The 19,196-nt window shown below is 68.5% G+C and carries 15 protein-coding genes and 1 tRNA gene; 4 read left to right on the forward strand and 12 right to left on the reverse strand.

The annotated features are described in order from the left end of the window. Together L6Q21_RS13565 and tilS are read left to right on the forward strand one after the other, a co-directional pair. On the forward strand, positions 1-525 hold a 525-nt coding region (locus tag L6Q21_RS13565; RefSeq protein WP_237831308.1), incomplete at its 5' end, for a tetratricopeptide repeat protein. Then, on the forward strand, positions 515-1,471 hold the full coding sequence (gene tilS, locus L6Q21_RS13570) for a tRNA lysidine(34) synthetase TilS (protein ID WP_237831309.1): 957 nt from the start codon (positions 515-517) through the stop codon (positions 1,469-1,471). The genes L6Q21_RS13565 and tilS, both read left to right, overlap by 11 nt. Here the strand turns inward: tilS and L6Q21_RS13575 are convergent. The 4 genes from L6Q21_RS13575 to queF all read right to left on the reverse strand — a co-directional run bounded on the left by L6Q21_RS13575 (position 1,440) and on the right by queF (position 5,810). Beyond that, positions 1,440-2,822 carry a serine hydrolase domain-containing protein gene (locus L6Q21_RS13575; protein WP_237831310.1) on the reverse strand — a complete coding sequence of 461 codons (1,383 nt, stop codon included), beginning with the start codon at positions 2,820-2,822 and terminating at the stop codon, positions 1,440-1,442. The genes tilS and L6Q21_RS13575 overlap by 32 nt on opposite strands. A gap of 26 nt (positions 2,823-2,848) precedes the next feature. Beyond that, on the reverse strand, positions 2,849-4,051 hold the full coding sequence (locus L6Q21_RS13580) for a deoxyguanosinetriphosphate triphosphohydrolase (RefSeq protein WP_237831311.1): 1,203 nt from the start codon (positions 4,049-4,051) through the stop codon (positions 2,849-2,851). A gap of 82 nt (positions 4,052-4,133) precedes the next feature. Continuing rightward, positions 4,134-5,261 carry a CaiB/BaiF CoA transferase family protein gene (locus L6Q21_RS13585; RefSeq protein WP_237831312.1) on the reverse strand — a complete coding sequence of 376 codons (1,128 nt, stop codon included), beginning with the start codon at positions 5,259-5,261 and terminating at the stop codon, positions 4,134-4,136. A gap of 96 nt (positions 5,262-5,357) precedes the next feature. Then, positions 5,358-5,810 carry a preQ(1) synthase gene (queF, locus tag L6Q21_RS13590; RefSeq protein WP_237831313.1) on the reverse strand — a complete coding sequence of 151 codons (453 nt, stop codon included), beginning with the start codon at positions 5,808-5,810 and terminating at the stop codon, positions 5,358-5,360. 71 nt (positions 5,811-5,881) lie between these two features. Between queF and L6Q21_RS13595 the strand changes: the two genes are divergently transcribed. Next, a tRNA-Thr gene (locus L6Q21_RS13595) sits at positions 5,882-5,957 on the forward strand. 48 nt (positions 5,958-6,005) lie between these two features. Here the strand turns inward: L6Q21_RS13595 and L6Q21_RS13600 are convergent. The 8 genes from L6Q21_RS13600 to L6Q21_RS13635 form a co-directional block, all read right to left on the reverse strand. Next, a complete protein-coding gene (locus tag L6Q21_RS13600) occupies positions 6,006-7,034 on the reverse strand; it encodes an AraC family transcriptional regulator (protein ID WP_237831314.1) in 1,029 nt (342 codons plus the stop codon). A 205-nt stretch (positions 7,035-7,239) separates the two neighbouring features. Continuing rightward, positions 7,240-9,033, reverse strand: coding sequence for a flavin-containing monooxygenase (locus tag L6Q21_RS13605; RefSeq protein ID WP_237831315.1), 1,794 nt, complete (start codon positions 9,031-9,033; stop codon positions 7,240-7,242). A gap of 44 nt (positions 9,034-9,077) precedes the next feature. Beyond that, entirely contained in the window at positions 9,078-11,159 is a 2,082-nt protein-coding gene (locus L6Q21_RS13610) for a PQQ-dependent dehydrogenase, methanol/ethanol family (protein WP_237831316.1), read from the reverse strand. A gap of 100 nt (positions 11,160-11,259) precedes the next feature. Next, positions 11,260-11,553 carry a putative quinol monooxygenase gene (locus L6Q21_RS13615; protein ID WP_237831317.1) on the reverse strand — a complete coding sequence of 98 codons (294 nt, stop codon included), beginning with the start codon at positions 11,551-11,553 and terminating at the stop codon, positions 11,260-11,262. Between the two features lie 47 nt (positions 11,554-11,600). Next, positions 11,601-13,946 carry a TonB-dependent receptor gene (locus tag L6Q21_RS13620; RefSeq protein ID WP_237831318.1) on the reverse strand — a complete coding sequence of 782 codons (2,346 nt, stop codon included), beginning with the start codon at positions 13,944-13,946 and terminating at the stop codon, positions 11,601-11,603. A gap of 417 nt (positions 13,947-14,363) precedes the next feature. Beyond that, a complete protein-coding gene (locus L6Q21_RS13625) occupies positions 14,364-15,143 on the reverse strand; it encodes an SDR family NAD(P)-dependent oxidoreductase (protein WP_237831319.1) in 780 nt (259 codons plus the stop codon). Positions 15,144-15,158: 15 nt separating this feature from the next. Next, positions 15,159-16,112 carry an acyl-CoA dehydrogenase family protein gene (locus L6Q21_RS13630; RefSeq protein ID WP_237831320.1) on the reverse strand — a complete coding sequence of 318 codons (954 nt, stop codon included), beginning with the start codon at positions 16,110-16,112 and terminating at the stop codon, positions 15,159-15,161. 151 nt (positions 16,113-16,263) lie between these two features. Then, positions 16,264-17,340 (reverse strand): AraC family transcriptional regulator, encoded by a 1,077-nt coding sequence (locus L6Q21_RS13635; RefSeq protein WP_237831321.1) that lies wholly within the window; start codon positions 17,338-17,340, stop codon positions 16,264-16,266. 227 nt (positions 17,341-17,567) lie between these two features. On the opposite strand from L6Q21_RS13635, the gene L6Q21_RS13640 reads away from it, so the two are divergent. Continuing rightward, entirely contained in the window at positions 17,568-19,196 is a 1,629-nt protein-coding gene (locus tag L6Q21_RS13640; RefSeq protein WP_237831322.1) for an AMP-binding protein, read from the forward strand.

The raw sequence follows: 19,196 nt of genomic DNA on the forward strand, positions 1-19,196 counted from the left end.
GCCGCGGTGCCCGTGGTGGAGGCGCCCCGTCCGGCAGCGCAGCCGCCCCCGCCCGAGCCGCTGCCGGCGCCCGCAACGCCCGCCGCCCCGCCAGCCGCCCCCCCAGCCGCAACGCCGCCGGTTTCCGCCGCCGATGCGGCCGAGGCGCGCTATCGCGAGGGCTATGCGCTTTACACCGCCGGCAATTACGCCGGGGCGCACAAGGCGCTTTCCGAATTCGTCGCCGCCAACCCCAAGCACGCCCGCGCCTCCAACGCGCAATTCTGGGCCGGGCGATCGCTGCTGGCGCAGGGCAAGACGGCGGACGCCGCCAAGGCCTTCCTCGCCGGCTATCAGCAGTTCCCGCGCGGCGAACGCGCGCACAACAGCCTGTTGTGGCTGGGCAAGTCGCTGATCGAGCTGAAGCAGCCGACCGCCGCCTGCCAGGCGCTGGACCAGTTGCGGACCGCCTATCCCGACCGGCTGACCGGCCAGTTCGCCGCCGACGCGACCGCCGCCCGGGCGCAGGCGAAATGTGCCGGCTGAAAGGCTGACGCCGGACTGGCTGGCGGGCGAGGTAAGGCGCCTCGCCGGGCCGGATTTCACGCCCGCGACGCCTCTCGCCCTCGCCGTTTCGGGGGGAGCGGATTCGCTGGCCCTGCTGTGGCTGGCGGCGCGGGCGTTCGGCGCGCGCGCGCAGGTGCTGACGGTGGACCATGGGCTGCGCGCCGAGGCCGCCGGGGAATGCGCGATGGTGGAAAGCGTCGCGGCGGCGCAAGGGCTGGAGGCAACGCGCCTGACGCTGGCCCCGCCGCCGAACGGGCAGGAGGCGGCGCGGCTGGCGCGCTATTCCGCCATGGCGGGCGTCTGCCGCGCGAAGGGCATCGGGCATCTGCTGACGGCGCACCATCTGGACGACCAGGCCGAGACGCTGCTGATGCGGCTGGCGCGCGGCAGCGGGCTTTCCGGGCTGGCGGCGATCCGGCCGGTTTCGGCCTTCGACGGGCTGCTGCTGCTGCGGCCGCTGCTGGGGCATGGGCGGGGCGACTTGCGCGCCATCGTCGAGGCGGCGGGCTGGCGCCCGGCGGACGACCCCTCCAACCGTGATCCGCGTTACGACCGGACGCATGCGCGCGCCCTGCTGGCGCAAACCCCCTGGCTTGAGGCGGAGCGGCTGGCGGCCTCCGCCGCGCATCTCGCCGATGCGGAAGCGGCCATGTTGTGGATCGACGAGCGGCTTTGGGAAGGCCGCTCCGGCGAGGCCGGCGGCCGGCTCTGGCTCGATCCCGAAGCGCTGCCGCCTTACCTCCGGCGCCGGCTGCTGGCCCGCGCCTTCCGGGCGCTGGAAGCGCCGGCGCCGGACGGGCCGGCGCTTACCCGCCTGCTGCAAAGGCTGGAGGCAGGCGCGGGCGGGACGCTCGGCGGCCTTCGGGTTCGCGCCGCCGCCGGCCGCTGGTGGCTCAGCGCAGCGCCGCCGCCACGTCGCGGGTGAAGGCGGCGAAGTCGAAGCGCGCGCCGGCCGGATCGAAGCCGCGCCGCACCACCACCAGCCTGCCCGAAGGCACCACCACCGCATATTGCCCGCGATTGCCGATGAAGGCGTAGCTCCCCTCCGGCAGGCCCTGCGCCGCGCCCAGCAGCCAGATCGCCCGGCCATAGCGCTGGCCGCGGCCGTCCTCAGGCTGCGGGCCGACGGCCGTGGTCGCGTCGCGCACCCAGCCTTCGGGCAGCAGCCGCTCGCCCTGCCAGACGCCGTCGTTCAGATGCAGCAGCGCCAGCCGCGCCATGTCCCGCGCGGTCATCCAGACCTGCGACGACAGGATCGGCGCGCCGCGCCAGTCGCTTTCGAGCGTGGTGCGCGTCATCCCCAGCGGCCAGAGCAGATGCGTGTAGGGGAAGCTTTCCGCCGCCTCGCCCAGATTGGAGCGGAGCGCGCGCGAGGCCAGCAGCGTGTCGTTGTTGGCATAGTTGAAGCGGGTTCCGGCCGGCGCTTCCACCGGAGCGGTCGCCGCCGTTTCCGCGACCGTCGAGCCGCCGAAATAGAGCGCGTCGGTGCGGCTGCCCGGCCCGTTCGTCCAGAGGCCGGACTGCATCCTCAGAAGCTGGTCGAGGCTGATGCCGCCGCGCGGATCCCCGGCGAAATCCCATTCCGGCACCCAGGCGGGCTGCATCGGGTCCATGACGCCGAGCGCCGCCGCGCGGCCGACCAGCGCCGAGGTCAGCGACTTCGCCACCGACCAGGTGCGCTGCGGCGCATGCCGGCCGATCCCCAGCGCGTAGCGTTCGGCGACGATCTTCCCGTCCTGCACCACCAGCACCGCCGAGGTGCGGCTGCCCTTGCCGTAGCTTTCGCCGGCGATCGCGGCCGCCACCGCCGCGTCGAGCGCCTTCCTGGCCTTGGCCGGGATCGTGGCCGTCGCCTGCCGGTCGCCGAGCGGCCAGGGCCGCTCGTCCATGCGCCGCCGGTCCGGCCCGCCGATCAGCTGCGGCGGCAGGGCGACGGCGCCGGCCTTCGCGCCGATCGGAAGCTGCACGCAGCCGCGCCCTTCCACATATTCGGCGACGCGCGGCGGCTGGCCGGCGCCGGCCTCCACCTCCACCCGCTTCGCCGTTCGGTCGATGCGGGCGGCGAGGCCCTGCAGATGCGGCTGAAGCTCGGGATAGCCGCCTTGCAGGTCGGTCGCGGCGACGGTCTTCTCGTCCAGCCCGGCGAGGAACAGGCCGGAGCAGAGGAAGCTCGCCTTCCAGCCGGCGGCGAGCGCCAGTGTGCGGGAGTCCGGGGTGCGGGAGTCCGGCGCGCGGGCATCCGGCGCGCGGGCATCCGGCGCGGATTGCGCCGACACCGGGACTGCGAGCGCCAGCGCCAGCGCTAGAAGTAGCTTTCGTCCGGCCTGTTCTCGTGGGGAATGGGGCTTGCGCCGGTCAGGCGCCTGTGCTCGCGGATCGCGAAACGGTCGGTCATGCCCGCCACATAGTCCCCCACGATCCGCGCTCGCCATGGTTCGTCCCTTCCCTCTTCCGAAAGCCGCTCGCGCCAGCGCGGCGGCAGTTCCCGTGGCCCTTCGTGCAGCGCCGCGAACAATTCCTCCACCACCTGCTCGGCCGGCAGGCGGATTCGCTTGACCGAGGGGTGGGTGTACATCGCCCGCATCAGATAGGCCCTGAGCGGCTGGATCGCCTGCAGGGTGGCGGGCGAGAAGGCGACGAGCGCCCGGCCGGCGGCGCGCACATCCTCCACCGACCGTGGCGCGGCTTCCGCCAGACGCGCGCGGGTTTCGGCGAGCAGGCTTTCCACCATCACCCCGATCAGGTCGCGCGTCAGCTGCGGCACCAGCCGCGAGGCGCGCTTTTCCTGTGGCCAGCGGCGGGCCACCTCCTGCCAGAGGCTTTCGATCAGCGGCACGGCGGCCCGCGCCTCGTCGAGATCGAGCAGGCCCGAGCGCAGCCCGTCGTCGAGATCATGGGCGTTGTAGGCGATGTCGTCCGCCAGCGCCGCCACCTGCGCCTCCGGCCCCGGCCAGCTTCGAAGCTCCAGCGGCCATATCGCCTCCTGCGCCGCCAGCGCCCAGCCGGGCGTTTCCACCGGGCCGTTGTGCTTGGCCAGCCCCTCCAGCACCTCCCAGCTCAGGTTCAGCCCGTCATAGGCCGGCGTGCGGCTTTCCAGCAGGGTGACGATGCGGATGGCGTGGCCATTGTGCTCGAAGCCGCCGAAGGGGGCCATGGCGCGCTGCAGCGCGTCCTCGCCGGAATGGCCGAAGGGCGGGTGGCCGAGATCGTGCGCCAGCGCCACCACTTCCGCCAGATCCTCGTCCAGCGCCAGCGCGCGGGCGATGGTGCGGGCGATCTGCGCCACTTCCAGGCTGTGCGTCAGCCGCACGCGGAAATGGTCCTGCTCGGGGGCGACGAACACCTGCGTCTTGTAGCGCAGGCGGCGGAAGGCGGTGGAGTGGATCAGCCGGTCCCGGTCGCGGGCAAACGCGGTGCGCAGCGGGCTTTCCGGCTCGGGGAAGTGGCGGCCGCGGCTGCGGGCGGGGTCAGAGGCATGGGGTGGGAGGGGCTGCGGGCGCGTCATCGCGCCAGTCCGGTCGCGCCCGGCCGCGCGCAAGTCAAGCGGCAAAGGCAGAGGGCGGCCGGAATCCGGAACCGGCGGCGGATCAGCCGAGCGCGCCCGCAGCCTTCAGCGATTGGATTCGGGCGGCGTCATAGCCAAGCCCGGCCAATATCTCCGCGCCGTCCGCGCCGGCCTCGGGCGCAGGGCGCGGCGGGGCGGCGGGCGTTTCGGAATAGCGCGGCGCCGGCATCGGCTGCACCATGCCGCCCACCTCGGCGAAGCTGCCGCGCGCGAGATTGTGCGGATGGCCGGGCGCCTCGGCCATCGACAGCACCGGCGCGAAGCAGACGTCCGTCATTTCCATCAGCCGGCACCAATGGTCGCGCGGGTGGGTCTTGAACAGCGCTTCCAGCTTCGCCTTCAGTGGGGCCCAGCGGCTCGGGTCCAGTTGCGCGTCGAAGTCCGGGTCGGAATCGAGGCCGGTCAGGCGGCGCAGCTCGGCGTAGAATTGCGGCTCGATCGAGCCGATGGAGATGAAGCGGCCATCGGCGCATTCGTATGTGTCGTAGAAATGCGCGCCGCCGTCGAGCAGGTTCACGCCGCGCTCGTCCCGCCACATGCCGAGGCCGCTCCAGCCCCAGATCATCCCCATTAGCAGGGCGGCACCTTCCGTCATCGCGCAGTCGATCACCTGCCCCTTGCCGGTTTCGCGGGCGGAGAGGATCGCCGAGACCATGCCGAAGGCCAGCATCATGCCGCCGCCGCCGAAATCGCCGACCATGTTGATCGGTGGCGTCGGCTTCTCCCCGGCGCGGCCATAGGCGTGCAGCGCGCCGGCCAGCGCGATATAGTTGATGTCGTGCCCGGCGGCGGCGGCGTAGGGGCCGCTCTGGCCCCAGCCGGTCATCCGGCCATAGACGAGCTTCGGATTGTCGGCCAGCAGCACCTCGGGGCCGAGGCCGAGGCGCTCCATCACGCCGGGCCGAAGACCCTCCAGGAAGCCGTCGGCGCTTTTCGCCAGATCGCGCACGATGGCGACCCCATCCGGCGATTTCAGATCGACGACGATCGACCTGCGGCTGCGCCCCAGCACCGGCTCGGGCGGCTGCGGCCCCGGCCGCTCGACGCGGATCACCTCCGCGCCATGGTCGGCCAGCATCATGCCGGCGAACGGCCCCGGCCCGATGCCCGCCATCTCCACGATCTTCACGCCCTGAAGCGGTCCTGCCATTTCCCTCTCCGCCATGCGGCCCTTCACGGGGCCTTATTCGGGCTGGACGGTAGCGGCAAGCGGCGCCTTCGGGGGCCTGTGAAAATCGCGGTGGCCTCAGCCACGGCCGCGATAGGGCGGCACGCCCTGGTCCGGCAGCCACAGCCCTTCGGGCGGAGGGCCGGACTGCCAGAAGACGTCGATCGGCATGCCGCCGCGCGGATACCAGTAGCCGCCGATGCGGAGCCAATGCGGCTGCATCTCGTCGAACAGCCGCCTGCCGATGCCCACGGTGCAGGCCTCGTGGAAGGCGGCATGGTTGCGGAAGGCGCCGAGGAACAGCTTCAGCGCCTTCGATTCGACGATGCGCTCGCTGGGCGCATAGTCGATCACCAGATGCGCGAAGTCCGGCTGGCCGGTGACCGGGCAGAGCGAGGTGAATTCCGGTGCGACGAAGCGCACGAGATAGAGCGCGCCCGGATGCGGGTTCGGCGGATAGTCGAGCACGGCTTCGTCGGGCGAGGCGGGCAGCCCGCTGCTCCGGCCGAGATGGGTGGGTTCAAATGCCATGCCGGCCAAATGGCGCGCAACGGGCTTGAAGGGAAGCCCCCATGCTGCTAGAGGCGCGCGCCTGCTGGTACGCCGCTTTAGCTCAGCCGGTAGAGCACATCATTCGTAATGATGGGGTCAGGTGTTCGAGTCACCTAAGCGGCACCAGCGGTCTGCCCGGTCCGGATGTTGGAACGCGCGGCGCAGGTCGGGCTCTCAGGCCTGGGTGTAGCTGCCCGTGTCGAGCAGCGGCCGGCCATATCGATTTGGATTCCTGACCGGCCTGTCTGCCGACAGGCTCGCCTGCCACTCGCCGATCGATTGCCCTGTCCACTCATGGAAGGCCCGGCGGAAGCTCCCCACATCCTCGAAGCCCAATGTGAAGGCGATCGTCTTCAGATTGGCACTATTCTCCTCCAGCAGCTTGAACGCATGATACTGGCGGAACCGCCGGACGAGCTGCTGATAGGTCAGGCCCTCGCCCGCGAGCTCTCTCTGCAAGGACCGCTTGCTCATGCCGAATGCGGCGGCCATCTCGCCCAGCGAAGGAAGATTCCCGGCGGCTTCGCGCAGCAGATCCTCCAGGCGTTCGGCCAGCGAGCGGGAATGGGTGAGCTCGCTGAGATAGAGATCGCACTGCTTGTGGAACAGGCTCTGGATCGCCTGGTCGCCGGCGGGGATGGCCCGGTCGAGATCGCCCCTTTTGCCGGTGTAGGTGGTGGAACTTGCCGAGAAGCGGATGTCGGGCGCGCGGAACAGGGTGTAGGCCTCGGTCGCGGCGGGGCGGGGGAATGCGAAATCGATTCGCAGGCTGTTCGCCGGCTCGTTCGTCAGATCCTCGATGACGGGCTCGACCGCCGCGACCGCCGCCTCGATGCAATAGCGCCGCGCCCGCAGCGGCATCGGCAGCCGCGTTTCGAAGATCATCTGCCACTCGTCCCCATTCTCGACGATCCGGGTGATCAGCGGATCCCCGGCGATGAGGCAGTAGCGGCTCCAGTGCAGGAGCGCGTCCCGCAGCGTCGGCATCCCCATGGTGGCGAAGCCGACGATGCCGTAGTTCCGGACCTTGGACGAGTAGCCGCTGCGGATAGCGAAATCCTGCGGCGTGCGGTCCGCAAGATATTCGAAGAGCCTGGCGATCTCCGGCAGGTCGAAGGGGCGCAGCGACTCGATATCGGCCCAACTGGCGCCGCTTCCTTCCAATATGGTATCCGCACACAGGCCCGCGTCCTGTGCCAGCATCAGATATGTGCGCAACTTCGATGGCTTGAACACCGTAATTCCCCGCGTCTCCCAAGACGGCAAATCCCGTGGCCAAAATATATTGAGCAACGCCGGACGGCTTCTGTCAATCTCCACGTCAATTGGAAATTCCGATGGCACCCCCCGTGCCGCATTCGCATCCCCATCGCGCGTGACGGGGCTTGTTCGGGCGGCAGCGCTGCGTTCAACCGGCACCGGGCGAGGGAAATGCCAGATCGAGCCCGGGCAGCCCGTCCGCGCGCCAGCGGGCCAGCCGTTCGATATAGGGCATGGGGCCCGCCGGGTAGAAGTCGTTCAGGCTCGTGCCGGCCTCGCGCTGGCCCTCATAGCTGTAGTAGCCGGGCGTGCAGGCGGCCAGAAAGGCCCGGCGCGCCTGCGAACCTGCGACGATCTCTTCCACCCAGGCATCCTCGGCCTCTTGCGTGGGCTGGATGGTCTCCGCCCCTTTCCGGCGGGATTGCGCGATGACATGGGCGATGGTCAGGGTCTGCTCGTCGGCGACGTGCACATAGTTCACGGCCGCGCCCGCCTGGGCGATCGCCATCATGAAGAAGTTCGGGAAGCCGCGCGTCTGCATGCCGTGCAGCGTCCGGCGCCCGTCCGCCCAATGCCGGGCCAGCGTTCGCCCGTCCGCGCCGATCACTTCCAGCCCGGCCTCCTCGCAATAGTCGGTCAGAAAATCGAAGCCCGTCGCGAACACCAGGCAATCGAGCGGATATTCGATTCCGCCCGCGACGACGCCGGCCGGCGTGATCCGCTCCACACCGCGGCCGTCGGTGTCGACGAGAGTCACGTTGCGGCGATTGAAGCTGTCGAGATACTCGTCGTGGAAGCATGGGCGCTTGCAGAAATAATGATAATAGGGCTTCAGCGCCTCGGCGGTCGCCTTGTCCTTCACCACCGCGTCCACCCGTTCTCGCACGCGCTCGGCCTTCCGCATCTCGGCCCGGCGGATCGCCTCCGCGTCGGCCACGGGCGTGCCGTCTTCCAGGCGTGGTGCCACGTTGCGGATGATGTCGGTCCAGCCGTCCTGCACCAGATCGACGGGCGCGTAGCCGCCGCCGACGATCGTGGTGAAATTGTCGCGCCGCTCGCGCTGCCATCCGGGCTTCAGCCCGCTCAGCGCATCCGGGGCGAGCGGGCCGTTGTTGCGCACTTCGACGGAAGCGGGCGTGCGCTGGAACACATGGAGATGCCCGGCGGAAGCGGCGAGGTGCGGAATCACCTGCACCCCAGTCGAGCCGGTGCCGATGATGCCGACCCTTTTGTCGGCCAGCCCGTCGAGCCCGCCGGCTTCGTTGCCGCCGGTATAGGCATAGTCCCAGCGGCTGGTGTGGAAAGCATGGCCCGCGTAGCTTTCAATTCCCGGGATGCGGGGCAGCTTGGGGTTGCTGAGAAGGCCGGTGCAGGAGATGACGAAGCGCGCGGCGAGGCAGTCTTCGCGGCTGGTGAGAACCAGCCAGCGGGCGCGCGCCTCGTCCCAGCGGAGCCGGCGCGCCTCCGTCTGCAGCAGGGCAATGTCGTAAAGGCCGTAGCGCTCGGCCAGCTTGCGGCAATAGGCCTGGATTTCCGACGCACGCGGGTAGCGCTCGCTGGGCACATGGCCAAGTTCTTCGAGCATCGGCAGGTAGATGGTGGATTCCACATCGCAGGCGGCGCCGGGATAGCGGTTCCAGTACCAGGTGCCGCCGAAATCGGCGCCCTTCTCGATCAGCCGGATGTCGTCGATGCCCTGCTCGCGCAGCCGCGCCGCCGCGAGAAGGCCCGCGAAACCGCCGCCGATGATGAGCACTTCGCACTCGGCCTCCACCGCCGGGCGCTCGAAGGCCGGATCGGCGTGGGGATCGCGCGCCATTGCGGCGAAGCGGGCGGACAGCGGTTCATATTGCGCCATGCCATCCGCGCGAACGCGCTTGTCCCGCTCCTGGGCATATCTGCGCTCGAGCGCCTCCAGATCGATTTCCGTCCCGTTCGCCATCTTCGAAGCGCCCTCCTTCCCGGTTTCCGTCGCCAGCCGGCCGGCTATGGCTTGGATCGCGCCGGCGGCTCCGCCGCCTGCTGCTTCGCGATCTTCGCGCGATGGGAGACATAGGCGCGGATGTCCTCGATCTCCTTTTCGCTCAGCCAGGTCTTGAAGCTGATCATCCCGCGGTCTTCCAGCACGCCGTCGACGAGGACCGCCCGCCAGGCATCCTTGTTTTCCAGCGTCCCGGATCGGCGCAGATCGGGCAGCACGCCGGCCGATGCCGCGCCGGCGCCGTGGCAGCGGTAGCATTGCTGCGTGTAGAGCAGCCGGCCGGAATCGATCTGCTCCGTGGTGAAGCTCTCGGCGGAAGCGACCAGCGGCGGCGCCTCCCCGGGTTCATAGGCCGCCAGCCTGGCCGTGCCTCCCAGCTTGAAGACGAGAACCCGGCCGTTCGGGCGCGCCCTGGGCTTGTCCGCCCCTTCGCCCAGGCCGAAGCCGCCGCCATAGCCCGACAGAACCGCGACATACTGGGTTCCGCCGGCCTGGTAGCTGACCGGCCCGGCGATGATCCCGTCCTGGGCGGCATAGCTCCACAGCAGCTTGCCGTCCGTCGCATCCCGCGCCTCGAAACGCCCGAGGCCGGTTCCCTGAAAGACCAGATTGCCCGCGGTGGCCAGCACGCCGCCATTCTGCAGCGTCGGGTGCGCGACGGACCAGACCTCGCGCTGCGCCACGGGATCCCAGGCGACGAGCCGGCCCTCGAAGCCGGCAGCGCCCTTGCGCGCCACTTCGGGATCGTCCGGCGCCTGCAGGTTGCGGTTGTCGATCGCATTGTTCCAAAGCCCGGGCACGAAGCGGAAGTTCGGATCCTGCCCGTAGAGGAACAGCGAATGGTAGACGGGCAGATAGACGAGCCCCGTCTTCGGGCTGAACGCCATCGGGTGCCAGCTGTGCGCGCCCAGCGCGTTCGGATACATCAGGAACGGCTTGTCCGTATAGCGGGCGTCGGGATTCTCCAGCGGCCGCCCCGTCTTCATGTCGACGCCGCTCGCCCAGTTCATGGGCACGAAATTGTTGGCGGAGATCAGCTTCCCGTCGGTGCGGTCCAGCACATAGAAGAAGCCGTTCTTCGGGGCCTGCATCAGCACCTTGCGTTCCTGCCCGCCGATGTCGAGCGTGGCGAGGATGATGGGCTGGGTGGCGGTGAAATCCCAGCTTTCGCCCGGGGTCTGCTGATAGTGCCATTTATAGGCGCCGGTGTCCGGGTCGAGGGCGATGATCGACGACAGGAACAGATTGTCCCCCTTGCCGTCGGACCGCACATTGTGGTTCCAGGGGCTGCCGTTGCCGACGCCGATATAGAGCTGCTTCAGCTCGGGATCATAGACGATCGCATCCCACACCGTGCCGCCGCCGCCATATTCGTGCCAGCGGCCCGCCCAGGTTGGCAATGCCGCGGTTTTCAGAATGTCGTCGGACGCCGCGCCATCGGGCCCGGCCGCCGGATCCCCCGGAACGGTGTAGAAACGCCAGACCTGCTTGCCGGTTTTCACGGAATAGGCGCCGACATAGCCGCGCACGCCATATTCCGCGCCCGCGTTGCCGATGATCACCTTGTCCCCCACCACGCGGGGGGCGCCGGTGATGGTATAGGGCTTTTCGGGATCGGTCGTCTGCGTCGACCAGAGCGGCTTGCCCGTCTTCGCGTCCAGCGCGATCAGCCGGCCATCGAGCGCGCCGAGGAAAACGCGCCCGTCGGACACCGCGACGCCGCGGGTGATGACGTCGCAGCAGGCGTCGAAGCCCTTGCGGCCGGCGATTTCCGGATCATAGTGCCACAATTCCCGGCCGGTCGCCGCATCGAGGGCGTAGACGTGCGACCAGGCCGCCGACACATACATGACGCCATCGACGACGATGGGTGTCGCTTCCTGCCCGCGATTGGAACCGAGCTCGAACGACCAGGCCAGCCCGAGCTTGTCGACATTGCCCGCATTGATCTCTTCGATCTTCGCGAAGCGCTGCTCCAGGTCGGTGCCGCCATGCACCGGCCATTCCGCGGACGGCGCCGAGCCTGCGCCGCAGCCCGCCAGCAGCGCCAGCGCCAGAAGGGCGCAAACCGCACGCCATGACGTCATGGCCATGCTTCGGCTGGCGGGATGCCCTGCGGGCATCGGTGTTGCGAACAAGGCGGATCTCCTCTCAAGAAAGGCCGGCTCGGCTCCAGGTGCGGGGGCGTCAGGGAAGATGGTCGAACGCCAGCACTTCGGGCTGGCCGGCGAGAAGCTCGCCGGTCGCCGCCAGGAAGACGGCCACATGCGGCTGGGCCATGTGCGCGTCGAAAGCGGCATCGCCGCTCCAGCGCTCATAAACCATGAACTGCTCGCTGTCCGCGGAGCCGCTGTGCAGTTCGCAACAGACGCTTCCTTCTTCCTTGCCGCTTTCGAGGATGAGGGCGCGCAGCGCCGCCTCCAGTGCCGGGCCGCCGCCCGGTTTCGCCCGCATGAGCACTATCTTTGCTACTTCGGCCATGGTTGCTGCCTGAGCCTTTCGGGAAGGGGTTTCGGGGATGGACGGCGCTAGAAATCGACGCGGAGCTGCAGGCCGTAGGTGCGCGGCGGGCCGAAGCCGGCCGATTCCACCGAGAAGTTCTGGGCGCCGGCCGAGCCGCCCGTATAGTAGAGCTTGTTCGTGAGGTTCTTCACGAACAGGCTGGCGCTCACGCCGCTGTCGAACATGTCCGCCCAACCCAGCCGCATGTTGATGAGCGTGTAGGCCGGAAGCTGCGTTCCAGGCTGGATCGTGCCCCCCAGGTTCGAAAAATAGAAGGAGGACTGGTGGTAGATGTCGACGTGATAGTTGAGCGACCCCAGATCCCCCGGCAGCGGCATGCTTGCGTCGGCGAACATATTGCCCGAGAATTTCGGCACATCGCCGAACGGGCCATAGAATACGGGCTCGCCGAAGAGGCGGGATTCATTCTTCGTGAACTTCGCGTCGGTGTAGGTCGCCGACCCGCCCAGCGTGAGCCAGGACGCCGGCCGCAGCGTGGCGTCCAGCTCGAACCCGCGAATGCGCGATTCCGGCACATTGATGGTCGCCGAAGAGGCGGTGCCGGCGATCACCACATAGGCGGTCTTCTGGATGTTCGTGACCCATGCATTGTAAAGTGCGAGGTTCACGCGCAACGGCACGCCGCCTGCGCTTCCATCATATTTCGCGCCGATCTCCACGTCCCGCACGCGCTCGGGAAGGAAGAAGTTGCCGCCCGGATCCTCGGCGGCCGTCAGCGGCTCGGGCGTCGGCGGGTTGAACGGATTGAAGCCGCCGCGGCGCCAGCTTCCGCGCGTGGAGGCGTAGATCATGAGATCGGAACTGATCCGGTAGTCGAGCGTCGCGGTCCAGCTCGGATCGCTTTGCCTGACGCGCTGCGGCTGGCCGGCGCCGAAGACCGATCGGTCGCCCTGGACGAGCGTGACCTTTTCCCAGGTGTAGCGGCCGCCGAGGGTGAAGTTCAGCTCGTCGGTCAGCTTGTAGGTCGCCTGCGCGAACACCGCCGTCGACTTGTTGCCGGTGCGCGCGTCATAGGCCACCGAGGCATTGATCGCGCTGAGCCAGAGCGGGGAGAAATAGTCTTCCGTCGAATCGATGTAGAACAGGCCCACAAGCCAGGTCAGCCGGTCGTCGGCGCTCTTGCCCTGCAGCTGCAGTTCGTTCGAGAAGGTCTTGGTTGCAACCGTCTCGATCGGCAGATCTTCCCCCGTGAGCACGGCGTCAGGCGCATATTGCTGGATGAACGGATAGGGAGAATAGTCGGTGTCGTAGTGAATCCTGGTCTTCGAATAGGAGTAGCCGAAGATATTCTTGAGCGAGATATTGTCGGTCAGATCCACAGTCGTCCTATTGACGACCATGTCGCTGCGCGCCCTCAGGCCGAAATCGGCATTTTGATTGACGACATGCTTGCCCTGCGAGCGCTGGAACTCGGGCAGCGTTTCAAATCCGCCAGGATAGACGAAGCCGGTGGGATAGTTCGCGAAGATCCTGCCCGCCAGCAGATCCGAGAAGAAGGGCTGATTGTCGGGCGAGTAGGTGCAGGAGTTGAAGCCCGAAGGGTCGCCGCACGGAATCGCATAGAATGCGGTGTTGGGGGCATTGGTGCCGGTCGTCATGCCGGCCTGCACCATCAATATGTTGGAGATGCTGTCGGTGGGCTTCACCGCGAGCGTGACGCGCCCTGAACGCTCCTGCTTGTCGCCGAGCATTCGGCCGTCGTAGAGGTTGCGCACGAAAGCGCCGCCCGAGGTCGCCGTGCCGGCGAGGCGCAGCAGCACTTGGTCCTCGCTGATCGGCAGGTCGACGGCGCCGTCCGTGATCAGCCGGTCGTAATTGCCATATTGGATGGAAGCATAGCCGCCGAAATCCTCGCCCGGCTCCTGCGTCTGGAACAGCACCGCCCCGCCCGTCGAGTTGCGGCCGAACAAGGTGCCCTGAGGGCCCTTGACCGCCTGCACGCTTTGCAGATCATAGAGCGGCGTCGAAGCGGAGACGGGATAGGGCACTTCGTTGACATAGGGCTGGACCCCGGGCGGCGAGCCCGAATAGGCATCCACCGATTCCCCGCGCATCACGAAATTGAGCTGGTTGTTGTTGTTGCCCGAGCGGATGATGAGGCCCGGGATCGCCAGTTGCAGATCCGCCTCGGTGCGGACCCCGCGCGTCTGCAATGTGCTCGCGCTCAACGCCGTCACGGCGACGGGCACGTCCTGCAGGGTCTCGGTGCGCCGCCGGGCGGTGACGAGGATTTCCTCCAGCTGGCCACCGTCGCTCGCGGCCTCGGGCGCGGTGCCTTGCTGGGCCCAGGCCGGCATGGCGGAACTGGCCAGCAGCGCCGCCATGGCGCGTGACAGAATGCGAAAAGTCATGATCATCCTCCCCATGATTATCGCCATGTGACGGGTGGTCGGCCGCAGTGCGCGCAAGACGCGAGGATGGCCGGCCACGACATCGACTGGTCGTTGTTGAAAGACTTCTTCCTTCCCCGCGGCGCCGTCGCGCAACATTCGCGGCATGCCAATCGCGCCAAAAACAGTGCGAAACGCGCATGCGCCGCTTCGGGCGCCGAATGGCCTCGGCGTGCGTTCGACGGCCCGGCAAGCTGCGGCCGAACGGGCCGGCCCCGAGCGCAAAAACTGTCTTGGCTGTGCCGGGGCCACCGGGCAGATTCCATGCAATGTCTCCGATGCGGGCTTCAGACAGCGGGTGCGGGAACCATCGGCGCCGTCCGGCCCGGAGGACGGACGCATTCGCGTTTCGTCCCATCGTTCGACGGCGGGACGGGTTCAGGGGCGTTCGGGCGTCCAGGCCGATGTCAGGGCATATTCCGAGAGATATTTGGTCGAGCTCCAGCCGCCGTCCACCGCGATGGTCTGCCCGTTGATGAATTCGGCGCCGGGCGAGCAGAGAAAGGCGATCGTGCTGGCGATATCCTCCACTTCCCCAAGCCGGGGATAGGGCGTGACATCGTTGTTCATCCGGCGGAAGGTCTCATCCTCGAACCGCCCCTCGGTCATCGGCGTGGGAATCACGCCGGGCGCAACGGCGTTGGAGCGAATGCCCTGAGGGCCATATTGGCAGGCGAGATGCTGGGTGAGGCCCGTCATTCCCGCTTTCGCTGCGGAATAGGCGCCTCCGCGCCAGCCGCCGATCACCGCATAGGTGGAAGTGACGTTCACGATGCCGGCTCCGCGGCGCAGATGCGGCAGCACCTCCCGGATCAGCCGGAACGGCGCGCGCAGCATCAATCCCAGAACATGGTCCAGCGTCTCGTCATCCGCTTCATGCACCGGCTTCGGCCGCCCGACGCCTGCATTGTTGATCAGGAAATCGATCCGCCCGAACCGCTCGAGCGCGGCCGCGACGATCCGGCGCGGCGCGTCCTCATCCATCAGGTCCACGGCCACGGTCGCCACGCGGGCGGCATCGCCCACGGCGCCGGGAAGCTCCGCAAGCTTTTCCGCGTCGCGGCCGGTTCCGACGATCGACATCCCCGCCCCGGCGAGTTTGCGAGCGGTTCCCAGGCCGATGCCGCTGCCCGCCCCGGTGATGATCGCAACTTTCATGCCCGTCCGCCTCCTTCAGGCCGCCTGCGCGACCGGCATGGCCGCGATCCGCTCCAGCGCGGTTTCCACGCCGCCGCCTATCGCCACCAGCAATCGCGCCCGCTTCAGGAACAGATGCGGATCCGCTTCGTCGCTGAAGCCGATCGCGCCGTGAATCTGGATGCTGGCGCCGGCATTGCCGATCGCCGCCCGCGCCGCCACCGCGAAGGCGCTTTCCGCGAGGAAAGCGGCATCCGCCCGGCCTTGGTCGATCGCCAGCGCCGCGAAGGTGACAAGATCACCCGCCTCCCGCGCGGCGACCGCCATGTTCGCGCAGTGGTGCTTCACCGCCTGAAAGCTGCCGATGGGGCGCCCGAACTGCTCGCGCAGGCCAGCATAATCGGTCGCCGCGCCGAGAGTGGCCTCGGCGATGCCCGCCAGCGCGGCCGCATCGATCAGGCGCAGGCGCAGCAGGCCGTAGCCGTCGAACTGGCCGGATGTAGCCCCGAGATCGCCCAGATGCAGCAGCGGATCGAGCCATGGATTGCCGTCCACGGGCCGGAATTGGAACGGCCCGGAATGCAAAGCCGCGCCGCCTTCCCTCTGGCGCAGCAGCAGCGGCCCGATCGCGCCCGAGCCGACGGCCAGCACGCCGGCGCTTCCATGAAAGGCGGGGGTCGTCCGCTCGCCAGGCTTGTGCCGCCCGGCGTTTTCCGCGTGCACCGCGGCCAGTGTCGCGAACACGTCCGCGCCCGCCAGGCGGCGGCCAAGCGCGTTGGCCAGCAACGCCTCTTCCAGCGCCCCCAGCCCCGAACCGCCGGCGCTTTCCGGCGCCGCCAGGCCGAAGAGGCCGAGCGCATCGAGCGCTTCCCAGGCGGACGGGCTTTCCAGCGGAGAGTCGTGCAGCCGCGCAAGCGGCAGGATCGACACCAGCGCATCGTCCAGTTCGGCGATCAAAGCACGCTGGCTGCGGCTCGGCTGATATCGCATCCCTCTCACCCCGCTCGTCGACGCGCCAACCGCACGCCTAGCCCCCCTATCATGCGGAGCTCAGGGCGTATTGACCCCAGGAGACTGAGCGGCGACTTGAGGCGACAGGCGCAGGGCGAAGGAAGGCTGGGGCTTCAATCCTCGGGGGGCTTCAATCCTCGGGTCCGCCGGGCCGTGCCATGCCCACCCGGCGGATTTCCTGCGGCGACGCCTCGAACCAGCGCAGGCAGCTTCGCGACAAGACCGACGCCTCCGCATAGCCCAGCTTCTGCGCGACACGAGTCAGGGGGATCTCCCGCTGCCTCAGGTAGCGCAGGGCCACCTGGCGGCGCACATCGTCCTTGATGCTCTCGAACGAACCGCCTTCCGCCCGCAAACGGCGCTGCAGCGTGCGCGGATGCATGCACATCTCGCTGGCTATGCGCTCATAGGTGCAGTCGCCGTCCAGATGATTGAGGATCAGGCTTCGAACCCGCAGGCGCAGGGGCGGAGTCGCCGGCGGGAAGCGGGCGTCGATATAATCCACCGCCATTTCATGTATCTGTTCGTCGGGCTCGGCGATCGGGCAGAGAAGGTCGGATTCGGTCAGAACGAAGCCATCCTCCGCCTGGTCGAACAGCACCTCGCAGCTGAAATGCCGCCGATACTCGCGAACCGGCATCTGCGGCATGTGGCGGAAATGCACCTCGCGCAAACGCGCCCGGCCGCCGGAGATGTCGACGATATTGAGGTTGGCCAGCAGCAGGGCATGTTCGACGACCTGCCGCGAATCCAGCATCTCCTCCAGGAGGATATTCAGCGATACGAACAGGATATGCCTCGATCGGTCCGGCTTGAACCTGACACGGGTGGCGAGGCTGTAGGCGTGTATGTGCTTCGCGCAATAGCCGAGCGCCTGCCCGATCGTCTCGGAATTCTTCATCACCACGCCGATCGGGCCGATCACCTTCCCCCCGCGCTGCCGCTGGGCGAGACGAAGCCCGAAATCCGCGACTCCCAGCCGCTCCGCCGCCAGCGCCAGCAGCCGCACGAGATCGCCGTATCGCAGCGGCGCGCCGGCCTTGCGCAACGAGGATGGATCGACCTGCGCCTCCGCCAGCAGCAGCGGGGTTTCGCCGCCGAGGTCCGTGACCAGCTCTTCGAAGAAGAGCAGCGCCTCCGAACCGACGAGGCTCGTTCCGTCGCCGGATGCAGCGGCCCCTCCGCCCGCGCAGATGTTGCGTTCCATTCGTAGCTCCGCTTTCCTCCCGGCCGCCCCTCCGGCGCCGGCAGGCCTCCCGCGCACCATGCCGGGGCTTGCGGCATCCGGCAAGGCGCCAGGCACAGGGGGGGCGCGCCCGTCGCGTGCTGCACCGATCCTGTCGTCCACCATCAAGACGCCGGCCCTCAAAGCCGCTAGTCGAATGCCCTCGACGGCGAGCCTGGAAAAGGGCCGCGCACAGGATGGAGGCAGAGTTGGAGCAGGGACGGCGGCTGATCGCCGGCCGGTCGGTCCGCTGGGACGAGGAACGCGCGCAGCGGGCGTACCGGGACGGCTGCTGGTCTCGCGAAACGCTTGCGGACGCCCTCGCCCGCGCGGCTGCGGAAACGCCCGACCGGATCGCGCTGGTGGATGGCGAACGCCGGATCGACTGCGAGACGCTTTCTCGCGAGGCCGCGTCCCTGGCGCGGGCTCTGCTCGCCCGTACGGAACCCGGGTCGGTGGTGTCGTTCATGCTGCCCAACTGGGCGGAGGCCGCCACCATCTATCTGGGCGCCACCCTGGCCGGAATGGTGGCCCATCCCATCCTGCCGTCGTTGCGCGAACGGGAATTGCTGCACATGCTGCCCGATGTCGGCAGCCGATTGCTGTTCATTCCCGAGCGCATCCGCAATCAGGACTATTCGAAGATGCTGGCCGACGTGTGCGGCAGGCTGCGGCGGCCGCCCGAAGTCGTGGTGGTTCGCGGCGCCCCGGGCAGCCATTGCGCCTACGAAGCGCTGATGGCGGAAACGCACGACGGCGCGCTGCCGGCGCTGGATCCGGATGCCGTGCGCCTGATCCTCTACACCTCGGGCACCAGCGGAAGCCCCAAGGGGGTCATGCACAGCCACAACTCCATCCACGCGCTCGTGCGCCAGCTGGGAGAGAATTGGCTGACGGAGCCGGGCGACTGTTTCCTGGTGCCCTCGCCCATCAGCCATATCGGCGGGTCCATCTATGCGTTCGAATTCCCGCTGCTGCTGCGGACGACCGCCGTGCTGATGGAGCGTTGGGACGCCGACGCCGCCATCGAGCTGATGGAACGGCATCGCTGCACCCATATGGCCGGGGCAACGCCCTTCCTGGAGCAGTTGCTCTCCGCCGCGGCTGCCCGGGGCACCCGCCTTCCGGCGCTGAAGCTCTTCATCTGCGGCGGCGCCGCCGTGCCGCCCGCACTCATCCGCCAAGCGGCTTCCTATCTGGAAAACGCCGTCGTCACCCGCGTCTACGGCTCGACCGAAGTGCCGGTGACGACCGTCGGCACGCTGGACCGCGCCGATCTCGATCATGCCGCCGAAACGGATGGCGTGCCGGGAATCGCGCAGGTGCGGCTGACGCCCCATGACGCGGGCCGCAGCGGCGAAGGCGAGATCTGCGCCCGCGGCCCCCAGATGCTGGTGGGCTATGTGCATCGCGCCGACGAGGCTTCGGTCTTCGATGCGGACGGCTACTACCGCACCGGCGATCTCGGCCGCTGGGTCGATGGCCGCTTTCTGCTGGTGTCGGGCAGGGCCAAGGACATCATCATCCGCAAGGGCGAGAACATATCGCCCAAGGAAGTCGAGGATGTGCTGCTGGAACATCCCGGAATCGACGAAGTGGCGGTCGTCGGCATTCCCGACCGGCTGTCCGGGGAGATCGCCTGCGCGGTGATCGTCTCCCAGGCCGATCCGCGCCCCGATCTCGCCTCCGTTTCGGCGTTCCTGGCGGAGCAGGGGATCGCGGCCTTCAAGCGCCCCGAAAGGGTCGTGCTGTGGGCGGCGCTGCCGCGCAATGCGACCGGCAAGATATTGAAGCACGAAATCCGCGCGGCGCTTGCCGCCACAGAAGACGAGGACTGA

This window comes from Sandaracinobacteroides sayramensis (assembly GCF_022014495.1).
In the GTDB taxonomy this organism is placed as follows: domain Bacteria; phylum Pseudomonadota; class Alphaproteobacteria; order Sphingomonadales; family Sphingomonadaceae; genus Sandaracinobacteroides; species Sandaracinobacteroides sayramense.